This is a genomic window from Anabaena subtropica FACHB-260, assembly GCF_014697105.1.
Lineage (GTDB): Bacteria > Cyanobacteriota > Cyanobacteriia > Cyanobacteriales > Nostocaceae > Trichormus > Trichormus subtropicus.
Map to the genome: position 1 here is coordinate 1 of NZ_JACJRF010000007.1, position 17,984 is coordinate 17,984.

A 17,984-nucleotide genomic window follows, 5' to 3' on the forward strand; every position below is an offset into this window, starting at 1 on the left:
GATTATGAAGTGTATTCAGAGGTAAGTGAAGCCATGATTTATGGTTCCTTACTTCGTCTCATGGTTAGGCGATTGTCTATTTAATATTTACTTTACGAATCAGCTCTTACTGAAATTACCTACTATTGCCGCAAGTTCATCACCATTCTTAGTAAATTCTATCTCTGCAAAAAACAATACAAATAATAAACACGTAAGCAAGATATTAAAATATTTGCTTCCTATAGCTAAAGATTATTTTCAATGTATTATTTTTGTTTTCTTAGCCTGGATTATTGTGTACCTTTGTTTACTGATAATGCTTACTTATGTGATAAGAGTATAGGTGACAGGGAACAAGTTTGATATTCCTTACCATAAGTTTTTGCTGAAAATTTGTACTTTAATTTATCTAAAGATATGTCATATTATATGATCATGCTGATATCTTTGCTCAAGCTGACCCGACACAGTAACAAATAGTATTAGATATTTTAAATTTAGCCAAAGAATATGGGGAAGTTCATAATATTTTTTTCAAGCTTTTAGCTATCAATAAATAAAGTGATTTTTATATTTCCTAAGTATCATATTTTCCAACAATTTTTGTTAGTAAATAGATATGCAAAAAACTGATAAATCATAAAAAATAAACAATAATTAACATTGAACACCACTAATCGAGAATAACATAGTTAACAAAGTATACTCAGGAGTTTTGAAAGTTATGCAAGTGACAATTGATTTACCAGATAAGTTAACAGAGAAAATTATCAATAAATGGGGTAATTTACCGCAAACAATTATCAATAATCTTGTATTAGAAGCATTTCGAGAAGGATTGATTAATTTTGATGAACTAAATGAGTTACTAAATTTTGCTTCTGATACTGAACTTAAGGATTTTTTGAAACAAAAAAATATTCTGCATTCGGCAGGCTTACTTAATTTGTATGGTACTTGTGCTGATATTGATTTTGCAACGGATGAATTAGGTATTTCTCCCGAAACAGATGATGATTTAATTGGTGTCTTTGATGAATAGTTCTTTAATCTATTTACTAGATACTAATGTATGTATCATCTATCTCAAGGGAAAATCTCCTAGTATTAATCATCATCTTGATAGTTTAGAACCTGAAAAAATTGCGGTTTGTTCAGTAGTCAAGGCTGAGTTATTTTATGGTTCTATGCGTAGTAACAATCCTCAAAAAGCTGTAACTCTGCAAAAGATGTTTGTAGAACAGTTTTTTTTTTAACTTTTGATGATGGCTGTGCTGAAATTTATGGCAATATTCGGGCTGATTTAGCAAAGATTGGAACTCCTATAAGTTCAAATGATATACAAATTGCTTCTATTGCTTTAGCGAACAAGTTAATTCTAGTTACTCACAACGTTAGGGAATTTAGTCGAGTTAAAGGGTTACAAATTGAAGATTGGGAAGGGTAATATGAAAATTTGACTCAATATTTTTATTTTTATTTTTAATTAAATTATACATTGATATTAGTTCGTAGTAAGGGCTTTAGCCCTCGGAGTAGCAGTTTAGTGCTTACTACGAACTTGGATATTGTTTTGGGCGATCGCTCTCATGATTTAAGAACAGTCTGAGTTTGATTGCTGTTTTGACACTCTCCGGGCTAATTTGTTAAAAAATGTAACAAAACTTAGATTTTGTCTCAGACTGAAAAGCGGGTGTACATCTGGAAATACGAGGTTAGAGCCAAAAAAATCTACACACTTCTTAATAAATCACCAGCGTCAACGCAAAACGTTCTAATCTAAAAACTGACTGGGTTAATTTTACTGGTAGTTTTGAAGGCGTTATTTATAAATCATAAGTACACCCATGTGTCAAGCCTCAAAGCAACCCAGACTTAACACATAAGATAGTTATGATGGGAGTTTTACAAATCCGATGAGTGTTAAGGCGAGTGGTGGAAGCTCGGTTGCGCGCCCGCAACTATATCAAACTCTAGCAGTGGCAACAATCACCCAAGCGGAGCAACAAGACCGCTTTTTGGGTAGGGGTGAACTAGATGAACTAGCAAGCTATTTTGCATCTGGTGCAAAACGTCTAGAAATTGCCCAACTTCTCACAGAAAATTCCGAGATTATTGTTTCTCGTGCTGCTAACCGGATTTTTGTAGGTGGTTCGCCAATGGCTTTCTTAGAAAAGCCAAGGGAACCAGAACTAGCAATGGCTACTGTTGGTGGTGGTGGAGATGTCAGAGAAAGCATGAAGCTGGGGACTGTCACCTATGTGGAAACACGTGGTGGATTCCTAGAAAACTTGCGCTCTATCTTTAATACATCTCCCAGTGGTCCAACCCCTCCAGGGTTTAGACCAATTAACATTGCTCGTTATGGCCCAAGCAACATGGCCAAGAGCTTGCGGGATTTATCCTGGTTCTTGCGCTATGCTACTTATGCGATCGTCGCTGGCGACCCCAACATCATCGTTGTGAATACACGGGGTTTGCGAGAAATTATTGAAAATGCTTGCTCTGGTGAAGCAACCATTGTCGCTTTGCAGGAAATCAAATCAGCCTCACTTTCCTATTTCCGCAAAGATCCTGAAGCCACAGAAATTGTGTCTCAATACATGGATGTTTTGATCACAGAATTCAAAGCACCCACACCTTCTAATAAGCTGCGTCAACGTCCCTCTGGCGACCAACAAGGGTTGCAATTGCCTCAAATTTACTTCAGTGCGGCTGAAAGAAGACCCAAGTTTGTCATGAAGACTGGGTTGTCAGCTACTGAAAAGAATGAGGTAGTAAAAGCAGCCTATCGGCAAATCTTTGAGCGCGATATTACCCGTGCTTACAGCTTGTCAATCTCTGACCTAGAATCCAAAGTTAAGAACGGCGATATCTCCATGAAGGAGTTCGTCCGTCGTTTGGCAAAATCTCCCCTTTACCAAAAACAGTTTTACCAACCTTTTATTAACAGTCGCGTTATTGAACTAGCTTTCCGTCACATTTTGGGACGGGGGCCAAGTAGCCGTGAAGAAGTTCAAAAATATTTCTCTATCATTTCTAACGGCGGTCTACCAGCTTTAGTAGATGCTTTGGTAGATTCTGCGGAATACAGCGACTACTTTGGGGAAGAAACTGTACCTTACCTGCGCGGTTTAGGTCAAGAAGCTCAAGAATGCCGTAACTGGGGACCACAGCAAGACCTGTTTAACTACAGTGCGCCTTTCCGTAAAGTACCTCAGTTTATTACGACATTTGCGGCTTACGATCGCCCACTACCAGATCAACACCCATACGGTTCTGGTAACGACCCATTAGAAATTCAATTTGGAGCGATTTTCCCGAAAGAAACTCGCAATCCCAGCACCAGTCCAGCACCTTTTGGTAAAGATACCAGACGGATCTTAATTCACCAAGGGCCTGGTATTAATAACCAAGTTAGTAACCCTGGCGCACGGGGTCTAGCTCCTGGTTCCCTTGGGCCTAAAGTGTTCAAGTTGGATCAACTACCAGGGACTATCGGCAGAAAAGCAGCTAAGGGAGCAAGTGTCAAGTTCTCGGAAAGCTCGACCCAAGCAGTAATTAGAGCAACTTACTTGCAAGTTTTCGGTCGGGATGTCTACGAAGGTCAACGGCTGAAAGTCCAAGAAATCAAGCTAGAAAACGGCGAAATTTCGGTACGGGACTTTGTTAGAGCATTGGCTAAGTCGGATCTATTCCGGAAGCTTTACTGGACACCATTCTATGTTTGTAAGGCGATTGAATATATCCACCGTCGCTTATTAGGTCGTCCTACCTACGGTCGTCAAGAAAATAACAAGTACTTCGATATCGCCTCTAAGAAAGGCTTGTACGCGGTAGTTGATGCAATTCTAGACAGCGTAGAGTACAACGAAGCTTTTGGCGAAGATACAGTACCTTACGAACGGTATTTGACTCCTGCTGGTGTATCACTCAGACAGTTACGGGTTGGTAGTATTCGTGAAGATGTGGCGAATGTTGAAAAACAAGAAACGCCACGTTTTGTAGAACTGGGTACAGTCAAGGAAAACCGGACTCAACCAGATATCGATTTCCGCATCAACCAAGGTGTTACCAAGCAGCGTGAACAAACCAAGGTGTTCAAGCAGGTAGCTGGTAAAAACGATAAAGCTGCTGTCAAAACTTTAATTAATGCTGCTTATCGGCAAATTTTTGAGCGCGATATTGCACCTTATATTGCTCAAAATGAGTTTTCCGCTTGGGAAAGCAAACTGGGTAACGGCGAAATCACTGTTAAGGAATTCATTGAAGGTTTGGGTTACTCTAACCTCTATCTGAAGGAATTCTACACACCATACCCCAACACCAAAGTAATTGAGTTGGGAACCAAGCACTTCCTCGGACGCGCACCTATTGACCAAGCAGAGATCCGCAAGTATAACCAAATTTTGGCTACTCAAGGAATTCGGGCTTTTATTAATGCTTTGGTAAATAGCCAGGAGTACAGTGAGGTGTTTGGGGAAGATACAGTACCTTACAGACGCTTCCCGACTTTACCTGCGGCGAACTTCCCGAATACCCAGAAGCTGTATAACCAACTGACTAAGCAAAATAACGATGTGGTTATCCCTAGCTTTAAGCCAGTACAAGCGCGGATGGAGTCTACCAAGACACCAATTCTAGCGAAGGCGATCGCAGATTTAGCAGCCCAAGCCCGACAAATGGACAAGACTAAGCCCTTGTTCATCGAATTGGGTCGTTCCTTCAACGATGGTCGTGGACAGTCTGTAGAAGTGGGTGTGGGTACAACCCGCCGTAAACCTGCACGTATTTACCGCCTGACCGATGGTATCGGCCAAGCAGAAAAACAACTGGTCATTAACGCCATCTACCGTCAGGTATTGGATGTATTTAGCGGACAAGTACCAGACTACTACCGCCGGACTGAACTAGATAGCAAACTGCGGAATGGCGAAATTTCTGTCCGGGAATTTGTGCGGGAATTGGCTAGTTCCGAAATCTATCGCAAGCGTTTCTACACACCTTATCCCAACACCAAGGTAATTGAATATTTATTCCGTCACCTGTTGGGACGTGCGCCAGCAACTCAAGGCGAAATTCGTCAGTATAACAAGCTGTTAGCTGATAGTGGTTTGCGTGCTGCTGTGGAAGCAATTGTCGATAGCCCAGAATATAGCCGCTACTTTGGCGAAGATGTGGTTCCTTACCCACGCTTCCCATCACTACCAGCAGGTAACTACCTCGGTAGCGTCCAAGCAGCAGCTGATTTGGTGAAACAATCTTGGTCTAGCTTGTCGCCATCCACCCTCACAGGTAGACCAGGCGATCGCTAATTCGTGACGCTGGGGGCTAGAAACTAGGGACTGGAGAATTCCATTTTGGATTTTGGATTTGCGATTTTGGATTGGACTTCAATCTAAAATCCAAAATCTAAAATCTAAAATTACGATTTTCCATCCCTGGCTTTGCTATGACTATTGCTGGGATAGCAGTAAATCTGAAACAAATATTACAAAGTGTTAAGAGCAGTCATAAATGCTCAACAGAATGCCGGAGAATATTTTGCGGAAGGTCACTGAGTTTTAAAGCTTGTGTAGTTGTATTAACTCAAGCAAACTTGTAATGTAATCACTATGGCAGTCACTTCTTTTACTGCTGTGTCTACAAGACGAGAGCTAATCTCAGTCACCCAAATTTAAAATCGCACCAGTTTAATCAAATTCTGGTTTCATTTCGTACTGGAGGAATCCATTAATGAGTATCGTCACGAAGTCCATCGTGAATGCTGATGCAGAAGCCCGCTACCTCAGCCCTGGCGAACTAGATCGGATCAAGAGCTTCGTTGCTGGTGGTCAACAACGTCTCCGCATCGCCCAAGCTTTGACAGACAACCGCGAACGTTTGGTTAAGCAAGCTGGCGATCAATTGTTCCAAAAGCGCCCTGATGTTGTTTCTCCTGGTGGTAACGCTTACGGTCAAGAATTGACAGCTACCTGTCTGCGTGACCTAGACTACTACCTCCGTCTTGTTACCTACGGAATCGTTGCTGGCGACGTTACTCCTATTGAAGAAATCGGCGTAATCGGTGTTCGTGAGATGTACAAGTCTCTCGGTACTCCTATCGAAGCAGTTGGTGAAGGTGTACGTGCATTGAAAAATGCTGCTTCCAGCCTTCTGTCTGCTGAAGATTCTGCTGAAGCAGGCTCTTACTTTGACTACGTAGTAGGTGCGTTGCAGTAGGGTGCAGCTGTTTCCCTGCTGGAACTGGAATATTGCAATAAGGTTGGAAATAAGGAATTAACAACATGGCTCAAGATGCAATCACCGCCGTCATTAACTCTGCTGACGTGCAAGGTAAGTACCTCGATACCGCAGCTTTAGAAAAGCTCAAAGCTTACTTCTCCACTGGCGAACTGCGTGTACGTGCTGCTACAACAATCAGTGCTAACGCTGCTGCGATCGTTAAAGAAGCTGTAGCTAAATCTTTGTTGTACTCTGACATCACCCGTCCCGGTGGTAATATGTACACCACCCGTCGCTACGCTGCTTGTATCCGTGACTTGGATTACTACCTACGTTACGCTACCTACGCTATGCTAGCTGGCGATCCTTCCATCCTAGATGAGCGTGTATTGAACGGTTTGAAAGAAACCTACAACTCCTTGGGTGTACCCGTGGGCGCTACCGTACAAGCTATCCAAGCTATCAAAGAAGTAACCGCTAGCTTAGTTGGTGCTGATGCTGGTAAAGAAATGGGTGTTTACCTAGACTATATCTCCTCTGGCTTGAGCTAGGAGCTTTTTCGCACTTAGTTATTAGGTGCGGCTTGATTAAGGTCTGGAAATCAATTGTGAGTGCTAGGACGTTCTATTGCTTATAATCATGAGTATTAGCGGTCTGGTATTGATGCTTGATTTCCAGCCTTGGAACGATTAATTAATAATTAATGCTCAAAGTTTTTGAGATAAAGAGTTTTTTCCAAAACACTGATAGGAGAATCCGAATTATGTCCCGTTTGTTTAAAATTACAGCGCTGGTTCCTAGCCTCAGCAGAACTCGTACTCAACGCGAACTACAAAATACCTACTTCACTAAGCTAGTTCCTTATGAAAACTGGTTCCGCGAACAACAGCGCATCCAAAAAGCAGGCGGTAAAATTATCAAAGTGGAATTGGCAACTGGTAAACAAGGCACTAATGCTGGGTTGTCATAATTTCTATAGGTCGGAAATTATTATAGTTAAGTTATGAGAGGGGTCTGTTTAGACCTCTTTTTTATGTTTTTAAACGCAGCGAAAAGTCGGAGCGCCGGTTTCCGGCGATCTGAACTTTTCAAGACAGAGGGACGCTGAGGTTAGCGCAGAGGGACGCTGAGGTTTAACTTAATTAAGCGAGGCTTGGCCTATGAATTTCTCTTCAGCAAGACAGTATTTTTATCTGGAGATTCAGCAATCTGAGGAGGATATTGATTTGGCTAGGGCAGCTTTGTATATTGCCCAGGAAGAATATCCTCGATTGGATATGGAGGAGTATGTAAATGCTCTGGATACGATGGCTGGTGAGCTTGAGGAACGTTTGCCATCTTCAAGGTACCCGTTAAGGGTGATTCAGGGTATTAATCAGTATCTCTACGATGATTTGGGGTTTGCGGGAAATCAGCAAGACTATTATGACCCGCGTAACAGCTTTTTAAATGATGTAATTGATCGTCGAGTCGGTATTCCCATTACTTTAGCTTTGGTTTATCTGGAAGTTGCTCGAAGGATTGATTTTCCAATGGAAGGGGTGGGATTACCCGGACATTTCCTCATCCGTCCAGCGATTTCTGATATGGAAATTTTTGTGGATGCGTTTAATCGTGGTGAGGTGATGTTTGCTCAAGATTGTCAAGATAAGCTGAATCAAATGTTTCGGGAATCGGTGAGTTTGCGACCAGAATTTTTAGCTAGAGTCAGTAAGCGGCAATTTTTGGCAAGAATGCTGACTAATCTGAAATATATTTATCTGAGACAGCAACAATTAGAAAAAAGCTTGGGTGTGGTTGAAAGGATTTTACTGCTGTTTCCTGATGCAACCTCCGAATTGCGCGATCGCGGTTTACTCTACTACCAACTAGGTTATTATCCGCAGGCTACTAATGACTTAGAAATGTACTTGGCGAATGTTCCCAACGCTGAAGATGCAGCCACTATTAAGCGGTTGTTGGGGGAGTTGGGAAGATGAGGGAGCAGGGAGAGAAAACTATTGACTATTGACTTTCTGCTACGCGCTTGAGGCGACGGAGTTGGGCTTGCATATCTTGTTTTGTCCAAGTGGCGGCGAAGGTGTTGAAGCCCCAACTAACAAGGGGATTAGGGATGTCAAATTCAAAGCGGTTGAGTAGCAGAGTTCCCTGTTCTAGAGGTTGACATTCCCAGCGATCGCGTCCTTGAAAAAATCCTTGAAATGCCCAAACTACTAACCCTGGTTGGCGTTCTGCAACAACGGTGTTCAAAGTAGGTTGAAGTAGGGGAATTTGAATTATGAAGCGGCTTTTACTACCGACATCAGTACTCCACGTTTCCCCCACAGGTTCACAACGTAGTACAGGGTTCAGCCAACGGTGCATCAGGGTTAAATCCGTAATACACCTTTCTACGGTACTAGCTGTAGCGTTAATTTGAATTGATTGTTCTAAAACCTGGGACATGATCGTAATTCGTAATTAAGGCATATAGAAAAATTCTTGGCATGAGGCGTTTCTAATACTTTACCCGACGGAGTGAGACAAGACATTTTTTTCCAATATGCTTAATTTTGTTGCTGTACTACTTAGATTAACTTAAGTCCCGATAGTCAGATTCTTGCCAGTAGTTGTGATGACCATACTATCGGACTCTGGAAGCTGAGTAATCAAGAATGTCATTCAACTTTGGGATGTGCAGAATTGTAGCCGTTGGCGATCGCTCAAATTTCCTCGCTTGTACGAAAATATGGACATCACAAGTATCACAGGTATCACAGACGCGGAAAAAGCTTCTTTGAAAATGTTAGGTGCAGTTGAAGAAAGTTAAATTCACGAAAAACAAGATTCCCGACTTCTTAAAAAGATTACATTGGTGAACAAAAACTGCTTCATAAATACCTCTAGAGATATATGTATATCGGTGTATATTTTTGGTTTGTTATTCATTGATAAACCTAATTGTCTGAGTCATCTTGCTTAAAGAAGAAAAACTTAGACCTTTATACAGGAGTGCATCACCACCGATAAAAATCTATCAAAGTAGGTGGGGAACAGTGTTTTTACCTTTAATCAATCGGCAAAATATATTTACAAAAGTCTTTGGCTTTGTACAAGATATGGTAGACACAGAAAAATTTTTATCACTACCATCATCAATATGGCAACCAATTGATAATCGTTGGAAGTTATCAAAAATTGTGCTGATTGGCGAATATATTAAATACCGAACATTCAATGGAGCTAACAAAGCTTTACCTGTACTCGCTTCTAGTTTAGTGAATGCTGGGTTTAGCCGAGTTGTCCAGCTAGATTTAGAGCGTCCTGATTTGACTATTGACCATGTTTTATATGAAGTGAGAAACGCTGATTTAGTTATCTTTGCTGGTTGCTTAGCTACCCAATGGCAAGAAATTGATGAACATAGCAAGAAAGTATTTACAGAACTAAAAAAATTTAGCAGAGAAAACGTCCCTATTTTAGTTGGTGGTTATGCTACCAAAAGCGTTGAAGATATTGCCCGAATTACTCCTTGGATAACTGCATTTTGTGATGGTGAGGGTGAAGAGTCAATCGTAGAAATTGCCCATGCCGTTGCCAAAGGAACCTTCCACAGAAACATGAAATATCTACCAGGATTGTGTTTCATAAATCAAGATAGGGAATTTTATCGCCTTGCTTCTGACTATAGCCAGCGTAATAAGTTTCATCATTCTATTGCACCTAGAGTTGATAACTTTGATGACATAGATCAAAATTTGGGGTTAATCCATATTCCCCAAATTCATAATATGGACATCTTTAAAACTCAAGATGGTAGACAATTAAAAACAGCCCAAATGTTTACTCAAAGGGTTTGCTATTGGGGTTGTGATTGCTGTAATCAAAGTCAGGAAAATAATCATATTGTTAGATTAAGTGAAATATCTTTCCGTAAGCAGTTGCGGCAATTAAAGCAGCGTGGTTATGAAGCGATTTATCTAGATGTTGATACTTTTACCGCCCATGAAATGGCCGCTAACAGGGAAGCCGAAATTCTTAAACAGGAAGGTTTTCTGTGGGGTTCAAATACTAGAGTTGACAAAATTGACTACGAACAGATGTGCTATTTAGTAGAGCATAACTGTGTCTATATGTTCTTTGGAGTTGAGCATATATTACCAGAAGTATCCTTGGCTAATCATAAGTTTAACGGCTCGATTCAAAGTCAAATCAAGCAAGCATTTGATTACCCAATTAAAATAAAAAAAGCATTTCAAGATATGAATCAAGCTGGATTACCCAGCAGTTATTTTTTGATTTTCGGGCTACCAAAAGCCAAGCTAAATCAAGATAAGACCGAAATTATCGGTTATGAGCCAACAACTTTAGAAGATGATCTGAGTGCAATTCGCTTTGGTTTAGAAGAATGCCATCCTGACTTTTTAAACTTTAATATTCTACGATTTATGCCAGGCAGTTTTGCGGCTGATACACCAGGTGATTGCAGCTACTCTTGTGTACGTCCTTCTGGAGAACAGCCAATTACCGCCGGCTATTTCTTACAACGTGCTGTGCAATATTATGGCTATCCCCAGTCTCCAACACATGGAGTTTATCGACTGTGTGAGTCGGTGGGTAGGTATCAGCCCATAACCACGGCAATAAATCCCCAACGAGTTTATGACACTATTTGCTACGCCATGCAATTGATTAATGCCAAAATTGACGCAGGCGGTAAACCCACTAAATTATTTATTGACAGAGATTTACTAGCTTTAGGTTTAGTTAGTCAGGATGAACAGGGGAGATATGCGATCGCACCCTTAGAAGATTTTGCCAGGATATAGGCTAGGGGGAAAGTAGCGTCCCAATTCTTCCCTCACACCCTTACCCCTTCTAAAGTTACGAAATCTTGAATAGATGTTCTCTAAATTGAGGTTTTGAGCAAAAATCTGTAAACTGCATTCCCTTAGTCACTTGTCAATGAGTACATATTTCATGTACGGATTAGTATAGTAAAGATAAATTTTTGTGAAGCGAGGACTACGGATGTACATTGTACAGATTGCCTCGGAATGCGCTCCTGTAATTAAGGCAGGGGGTTTGGGGGATGTCGTTTACGGATTGAGTCGAGAATTAGAAATTCGGGGCAATTGCGTCGAGCTAATTCTGCCCAAGTATGATTGTATGCGCTACGACCATATTTGGGGACTACATGAGGCTTACTTAAACCTGTGGGTTCCTTGGTTTGGTGCAGCTATTCATTGCACTGTTTACTGTGGCTGGGTACATGGGCGGGTGTGTTTCTTCATCGAACCCCATTCCGAGGACAATTTCTTTAATCGGGGTTGCTATTACGGTTGTGATGATGATGATATGCGCTTTGCTTTCTTTAGCAAGGCTGCTTTAGAATTTCTCCATCAAAGCAATAAGCGTCCAGATATTATCCATTGTCATGATTGGCAGACAGGCTTAATTCCTGTGATGCTCTATGAGATTTACAAGTATCATGGCATGGATACGCAACGGGTTTGCTACACCATCCATAACTTTAAGCATCAGGGAATTGGTGGTGCTAAAACTCTCTGGGCTACTGGGTTAAATCGGGAAGCTTATTACTTCCAAGATGACAAGCTCAAGGATAACTTTAACCCCTTTGCCATTAACTACATGAAGGGGGGTATTGTTTACGCCAATGCTGTCACCACGGTTTCACCAAATCACGCTCTAGAAGCTCAATATACAGATGTTGGTTGTGGCTTGGGACACACTTTGTATCTACACAAAGATAAATTTAGTGGTGTTCTCAACGGGATTGATTACGATTTTTGGAATCCAGAAATCGATAATTACATTCCCCATAACTACAGCCAAGACGACTTTGAACAAAAACTATATAACAAAAAAGCTTTACGCGATCGCTTGTTACTACAAGCTGCTGACAAACCAATCATCGCCTATATTGGGCGTTTAGATGCTCAAAAAGGTGTCCACCTTGTCCATCACGCCATTTATCATGCCTTGAATAAAGGAGCGCAATTTGTTTTATTAGGTTCAGCAACAGAACCAGGAATTAACGCTCATTTCCGTCATGAAAAACAATTTTTAAATAGCAATCCAGATGTACATTTAGAACTGGGTTTTAATGAAGAACTATCACACCTGATTTATGCAGGGGCAGATATGATTGTTGTTCCTAGCAATTATGAACCCTGTGGCTTGACTCAAATGATTGGTTTGAAGTACGGTACTGTTCCCATTGTGCGTGGTGTTGGTGGGTTAGTAAATACAGTCTTTGATATAGATTACGACCAAAATTTACCACCAGAAAAACGTAATGGTTACGTCTTTTATCAATCCGATTACCAAGCTTTAGAGTCAGCAATGGAGCGGGCAATTGATTTGTGGTATCAGTCTCCTGAAAAGTTCCAACAATTGGCTATTCAGGGGATGAGATATGACTACTCATGGAATAATCCAGGGGCGGAATATTTAGATATTTACGACTGGATTAAATATAAGTGGTAAGGGATTTTTAATCTTAAAATATCGAGATGAGCTAGATCCCCGACTTCTTAAAGAAGTCGGGGATCTGAATATGAGGAATTAATTAAACCAAGGCTTTGAGTAAGGCTTGTAGTTTGAGTTGGACTTCGGCAAATTCTCTGTTGGGATCTGAACCAGCGACAATACCCGCACCTGCGTAAAGTCTAGCGCGATCGCCATCTATTAGAGCTGAACGAATCCCTACAATAAATTCACAGTTACCTTGAGAGTCTATCCAACCAAGAGGTGCAGCATATAAACCCCTCTCAAAGGTTTCGTAGCGGCGAATTTCTGCACAGGCTATATCTCTGGCTGCACCTGCTACGGCTGGTGTCGGATGCAGTTGGGCAATAATTTTTAATGGGTGGACGTTAGCCGGAACTATGGCATTGATTGGTGTCCATAGGTGCTGAATGTTAGATAATTGTCGCAGACGTGGTGGTAATACCTGGGGTAACAAACCTAGCTGGGTGAGGCGTTGAGTAATGAAGTCCATTACTAATAGATGTTCATGTCTTTCTTTTTCGCTATTGAGTAAGCGATTGGCATTAGCTGCATCTTCAGCAGGTGTTTTCCCTCGTGGTGCAGAACCAGCCAAAGCATCAGTAATTAACTGTTGGTTATGAATAGTAATTAGTCTTTCTGGACTTGCACCAATAAAATTTTGTCCTTTGCCATTGCTAGTGGAAAATATATAACAATTAGGGTGAACTTTCCGCAGATTATGTAGTGAATTGAATAAATTAAACTGCTGATTAGAACTCACATCTAAAATATCTGCCAGTACTACTTTACTTAATTCACTAGATTGGATTTTCTCTAGTGCAGATACAACTGATTGTTTATATTGTTCTCCATTATTAACAATTTTTTTCCTTAGATTAGCTTGAAAATAATCAAGATTAGGAGAATAAGGTTTCAGAGAATTTATAACTTCTATTTTATTGCGTAAACTTTCTAATAATATTTCAATGTTTACACTAGAATTAATAACTGTATTCATCACCAATGTACAACACTGATTTTTTACAGCTATTTGCCAACGAGGTAGGAAAACTGTAGCCGAGGGAAAGGGATAATCTAATTTGTTATTTTCAGAAAAGAAGCTAAAGTAACAAAAAAAGTGAGGGCCAGCAAAAGGTTGGTTATTGTTACCAAAATTAATTATATTCTCTAAATTAGATTTAATAAAATATTCGGCTTTGTTGAAACGCTCCTCTCCATTAATTTGTAATTTTATGACTGCATCAATGCCGACGATCGCTTCCCCTTTGCTTCTGTTCTCAAAGTAAAAATTTATTGCATTTGCTTGCGATAATTTATCTAATACGGCTAAAGGGTCAACCCAATCAATTTTTAGAGAAATACTCACAATCTGCCTACAATGATTTTTGAGGCAATTTTCTTGCACAGCTAACAAAAATTGATAGAGGTCTTTGTGTTCGACAAACAAGCTACGACGACATGGTGAAACTGTCATGGATCTAAAAATAGTAAATTTTTTTTAAGTTATCTTCCAAAGTGTAATTAATCATGGTCGTATTTCTACAGGTAACATATTCAGTTACCATTTCACCAGAGTATGGTTTGCCTTATTGATTGTGTTCCCAGGATCTCACAAGTCATGACTGGTTATGTGCGATCAGCCGATAGTGTAAAAATTGCCATAGGGAGGTTCAGTATTGAAATGAAAAGAAAAACAGCCTTCATCTCATACCTAAATAGCTGCTAAAAAGCTGGATAGAAGTACTTTATTTAATTTGAATTTTGTATTGCTTGCGCTTACAGTAGAGTATTTTGAATTTTTAATTGCTAACCACAGGTGATGACTACAAACCAGATTTCCCGTCCTAAAATTAAGTTATGGATGGCGGCAATTAAACCGCCGATGTATAGTGTTGCTATCATGCCCATTTGGGTTGGAGGAGCAGTTGCATTTGCTGAAAATAAAGTTTTTAATGTAGCAGTATTTTCTACTTTTATCGTCGCCGCAATTTTAATTCTGGCTTGGGAAAATATCAGTAATGATGTATTCGATTCAGAAACAGGGATTGATATAAATAAACACCATTCTCTGGTGAATTTAACTGGTAAGAAGACCTTAGTATTTTGGTTAGGAAACTTGTGTTTAATTTCTGGGTTGCTGGGGATATTAGCCATCGCTACTTGGCAACAAGACCCAACAGTTATTAGCATCATCCTGTTATGCTGCGGTTTGGGCTATATGTACCAAGGGCCTCCCTTTCGTTTAGGATACCAAGGCTTAGGTGAAATTCTTTGCTTCTTTGCTTTCGGCCCCTTGGGTGTATCAGCAGGGTACTACAGCCAAACCCAAACTTGGTCAATCACAAGTTTAGCCGCTTCAGTAATTGTCGGTATTGTCACAAGTTTAATTTTGTTTTGCTCACACTTCCACCAAGTTAATGATGACATCGCCGCAGGTAAGCGATCGCCTATTGTCCGTTTAGGAACAGCCAGCGGTGCAAAAGTTCTCATTTGGTTTACAGTCAGCATTTACCCCTTCAGCTTGCTGTTTGTCATTTTGGGATTTTTCCCTGTGTGGACGTTGTTGAGTTGGCTAAGTTTACCTTATGCGTTCAAACTGTGTCGCCACGTCCAGCAAAACCACAACCAGCCAGAAAAAATCAGCAATTGTAAATTTATCGCCGTAGCTGTGCATTTTTGGAGTTGCTTACTACTAGGTTTGGGATTTGTCATTGCAGGTATTTGATACTTATTGTGTTGTCCAATTACGAATTAAGTTTTCGTCCCATAGCCCGAAAATTTGCGCGATCGCTTGTCACCAGTTATGGTGTTTGGGAAGTCCGGGAAGCAATTATTCTCCGCCTGACTGACACCACAGGTAAAACTGGCTGGGGAGAAATTGCACCGATTAGCTGGTTTGGTTCTGAGACTTTAGAAGAGGCTTTAGATTTTTGTCGCCAACTACCGAAGACAATCACAGAAGAAAGGATTTTCTCAATTCCCGATGATTTACCAGCGTGTCAATTTGGCTTTGAGTCGGCGTTGGAAGAAATGGGGAGTGGGGAAGATGTAACAATAACTAATGCTCAATTTAGCGCCTTGTTACCAGCCGGAGAAGCCGCATTACATCAATGGAGAGGCTTGTGGGAGGAGGGATACCGCACGTTTAAATGGAAAATTGGCGTGGGTGAAATAGCCCAAGAACTGAAAATTTTTGACTCACTGATAAAAAGTTTACCTGCATCAGCCAAACTGCGATTAGATGCCAACGGTGGACTTAGCTATCAAGAAGCTAATTCATGGCTACAGGCTTGTGATAATTCACCCATAGCAATCGAATTTATGGAACAACCGCTACCTGTTGAGCAATTTTCCCAAATGCTGGAATTGAGTGAAGCTTACACTACAGCGATCGCATTAGATGAATCTGTAGCTACCCTCAAACAACTGGCTGCTTGTTATGCACAAGGTTGGCGGGAAGTCTTTGTCATTAAACCGGCGATCGCAGGTTCACCCTCTCGTCTGAGAAAATTTTGCCAACAGCATGAAATTGACGCGGTATTCTCATCAGTATTTGAAACTGCGATCGCCAGACAAGCCGCATTAAAACTAGCAACAGAATTATCTCGCTACAACAGGGCTGTTGGTTTTGGTGTTAACCACTTGTTTAAGGAAGAAGAAGAAAACTGGCAAGATAATTTCTCATTTCACCAAACAGAATAAATATTCACCCAATTAAAAATTACGAATTACGAATTATTTTATGGAACAACCCTTAGCCTATCTTAATCACCGAACTCACCATGATTGGTTGATAGGTTACGACAGCAGTGAATTTCATCAAAAAGCTAAAGTTTTATACTTCCAACTTACACAATTATCAGCGTGTGACACATCACCAAAAATTATCTTAGCCGAACGTGAACCAATTCAATTTCTAGCTAGTTTTATCGCCGCCTGTGCTGCTAATTGCCAAATCTTTCTCTGTAACCCAGATTGGGGCGAACAAGAATGGCATCAAGTATTCGATTTAGTACAACCAGATATTATTTTTGGACAAATCAATTCAAAATTAAAAAACTTCTCTCTATTTCCCCCCAGTCCCAACTCTACCCACTCCCGACTCCCCAGTTTATTGAGTGCAATCGAAGTAATTCCCCACTCCCCATTCATAATGATTCCTACAGGTGGTTCATCGGGAAAAATCAAATTTACCATCCACAGTTGGGAAACCCTCATGGCATCTGTGGAAGGATTTACCGAATATTTTCAGTTAAAACAAGTTAATTCATTTTGTGTTTTACCGTTATATCATGTCAGTGGTTTAATGCAGTTTATGCGTTCTTTTAGCACTGGTGGAAAACTAGCAATTTTGCCATTCAAATCATTAGAAATAGGTGAAACGTATCAAATTAATCCTAGAGATTTTTTTATATCTTTAGTCCCAACACAATTACAACGTCTATTTCAAAACTTAGAATTAATTACATGGTTATCCCAATTTCAAACTGTGCTTTTAGGTGGTGCGCCTGCTTGGGATGAATTATTAGAAAAAGCCAAATTCCACAATATTAGATTAGCGCCAACTTATGGAATGACAGAAACTGCCTCGCAAATTGCCACACTCAAACCAGATGATTTTTTAAATGGTAAAATTAATAGTGGTCAAATTCTTCCCCATACCCAAGTAAAGATTTGTAATCATCAAGGGGAGGTTTTACCAGCAAATCAAATCGGCAATATCACCATTCAGGCTCAATCTTTATTCCTTGGTTATTATCCCCAAATTTGCCAAACTAAAAATTATTTACAAGTAGATGACATAGGTTTTTTAGATGAGCAAGGTTATTTAACTATTGTTGGCAGAAACAGCGATAAAATTATCACCGGTGGAGAAAATATCTACCCAATAGAAGTAGAATCAGCCATCCGCGCTACACAAATGGTTGCTGATGTTTGCGTCATTGGCATACCAGACAAACAATGGGGACAAGCATTAACAGCAATTTATATTCCCCAAGATACTAATGTATCTGTCAGTGAAATTAAAACCGCACTCTCCCATCAACTCAGCAAATTTAAAATCCCTAAACATTGGATTTCCATAGATAACTTACCCCGTAATTCCCAAGGCAAAATCAATCGCCAAGAACTACAAAAAATAGCCATATTGAACTTGAGTTCGACGGAACCTAACCCCAACCCCTTCCCTACAAGGGAAGGGGCTAAAAATATATAACTGAGTACCAAAGAATTAGGTTTTTAAGCCTCTCCCCGCGTCGGAG

14 protein-coding genes and 1 pseudogene are annotated in these 17,984 nt (G+C 40.4%); 13 read left to right on the forward strand and 2 right to left on the reverse strand.

From position 1 onward, the window contains the following. Positions 1-706 precede the first annotated feature (706 nt). The 7 genes and pseudogenes from H6G18_RS05790 (at position 707) to H6G18_RS05820 (ending at position 8,186) form a co-directional block, all read left to right on the forward strand. Positions 707-1,024 (forward strand): hypothetical protein, encoded by a 318-nt coding sequence (locus tag H6G18_RS05790; RefSeq protein ID WP_190406145.1) that lies wholly within the window; start codon positions 707-709, stop codon positions 1,022-1,024. Then, positions 1,014-1,429: pseudogene (gene vapC / locus H6G18_RS05795) on the forward strand (type II toxin-antitoxin system tRNA(fMet)-specific endonuclease VapC). The gene H6G18_RS05790 and the pseudogene vapC overlap by 11 nt, the downstream one beginning before the upstream one ends. A gap of 469 nt (positions 1,430-1,898) precedes the next feature. Next, entirely contained in the window at positions 1,899-5,297 is a 3,399-nt protein-coding gene (locus H6G18_RS05800; RefSeq protein ID WP_190406146.1) for a phycobilisome rod-core linker polypeptide, read from the forward strand. Between the two features lie 421 nt (positions 5,298-5,718). Next, complete coding sequence (gene apcA / locus H6G18_RS05805) at positions 5,719-6,204, forward strand: allophycocyanin subunit alpha (protein WP_190406147.1); 486 nt, start codon at positions 5,719-5,721, stop codon at positions 6,202-6,204. A gap of 65 nt (positions 6,205-6,269) precedes the next feature. Continuing rightward, positions 6,270-6,758, forward strand: a complete 489-nt coding sequence (apcB, locus tag H6G18_RS05810) for an allophycocyanin subunit beta (RefSeq protein ID WP_190406148.1) — start codon at positions 6,270-6,272, stop codon at positions 6,756-6,758. A 212-nt stretch (positions 6,759-6,970) separates the two neighbouring features. Further along, on the forward strand, positions 6,971-7,177 hold the full coding sequence (locus tag H6G18_RS05815) for a phycobilisome linker polypeptide (protein WP_067765577.1): 207 nt from the start codon (positions 6,971-6,973) through the stop codon (positions 7,175-7,177). A 190-nt stretch (positions 7,178-7,367) separates the two neighbouring features. Beyond that, complete coding sequence (locus H6G18_RS05820) at positions 7,368-8,186, forward strand: SirB1 family protein (RefSeq protein ID WP_190406149.1); 819 nt, start codon at positions 7,368-7,370, stop codon at positions 8,184-8,186. Between the two features lie 25 nt (positions 8,187-8,211). On the opposite strand, the gene H6G18_RS05825 is transcribed toward H6G18_RS05820, so the two are convergent. After that, on the reverse strand, positions 8,212-8,652 hold the full coding sequence (locus H6G18_RS05825) for an SRPBCC family protein (protein ID WP_190406150.1): 441 nt from the start codon (positions 8,650-8,652) through the stop codon (positions 8,212-8,214). A gap of 229 nt (positions 8,653-8,881) precedes the next feature. Here H6G18_RS05825 and H6G18_RS24985 point away from each other — a divergent pair, with 229 nt between their 5' ends. The 3 genes from H6G18_RS24985 to glgA all read left to right on the forward strand — a co-directional run bounded on the left by H6G18_RS24985 (position 8,882) and on the right by glgA (position 12,696). Further along, the gene (locus H6G18_RS24985) at positions 8,882-9,016 is read left to right on the forward strand and encodes a hypothetical protein (protein ID WP_277875569.1); all 135 of its coding nucleotides are present in this window, start codon (positions 8,882-8,884) and stop codon (positions 9,014-9,016) included. Between the two features lie 226 nt (positions 9,017-9,242). Further along, a complete protein-coding gene (locus H6G18_RS05835; RefSeq protein WP_190406151.1) occupies positions 9,243-11,015 on the forward strand; it encodes a B12-binding domain-containing radical SAM protein in 1,773 nt (590 codons plus the stop codon). Positions 11,016-11,217: 202 nt separating this feature from the next. Next, a complete protein-coding gene (gene glgA, locus H6G18_RS05840; protein WP_190406152.1) occupies positions 11,218-12,696 on the forward strand; it encodes a glycogen synthase GlgA in 1,479 nt (492 codons plus the stop codon). A gap of 82 nt (positions 12,697-12,778) precedes the next feature. On the opposite strand, the gene H6G18_RS05845 is transcribed toward glgA, so the two are convergent. After that, positions 12,779-14,194 carry an isochorismate synthase gene (locus tag H6G18_RS05845; RefSeq protein WP_190406153.1) on the reverse strand — a complete coding sequence of 472 codons (1,416 nt, stop codon included), beginning with the start codon at positions 14,192-14,194 and terminating at the stop codon, positions 12,779-12,781. Positions 14,195-14,539: 345 nt separating this feature from the next. Between H6G18_RS05845 and menA the strand changes: the two genes are divergently transcribed. From menA to H6G18_RS05860, 3 genes are read left to right on the forward strand one after another with little or no spacing between them, the layout of a single operon-like run. Then, positions 14,540-15,445, forward strand: coding sequence for a 2-carboxy-1,4-naphthoquinone phytyltransferase (gene menA, locus H6G18_RS05850; RefSeq protein WP_190406278.1), 906 nt, complete (start codon positions 14,540-14,542; stop codon positions 15,443-15,445). A gap of 8 nt (positions 15,446-15,453) precedes the next feature. Then, a complete protein-coding gene (locus H6G18_RS05855; protein ID WP_190406154.1) occupies positions 15,454-16,422 on the forward strand; it encodes an o-succinylbenzoate synthase in 969 nt (322 codons plus the stop codon). A gap of 40 nt (positions 16,423-16,462) precedes the next feature. After that, entirely contained in the window at positions 16,463-17,938 is a 1,476-nt protein-coding gene (locus tag H6G18_RS05860) for a 2-succinylbenzoate--CoA ligase (RefSeq protein WP_190406155.1), read from the forward strand. Positions 17,939-17,984 lie beyond the last annotated feature (46 nt).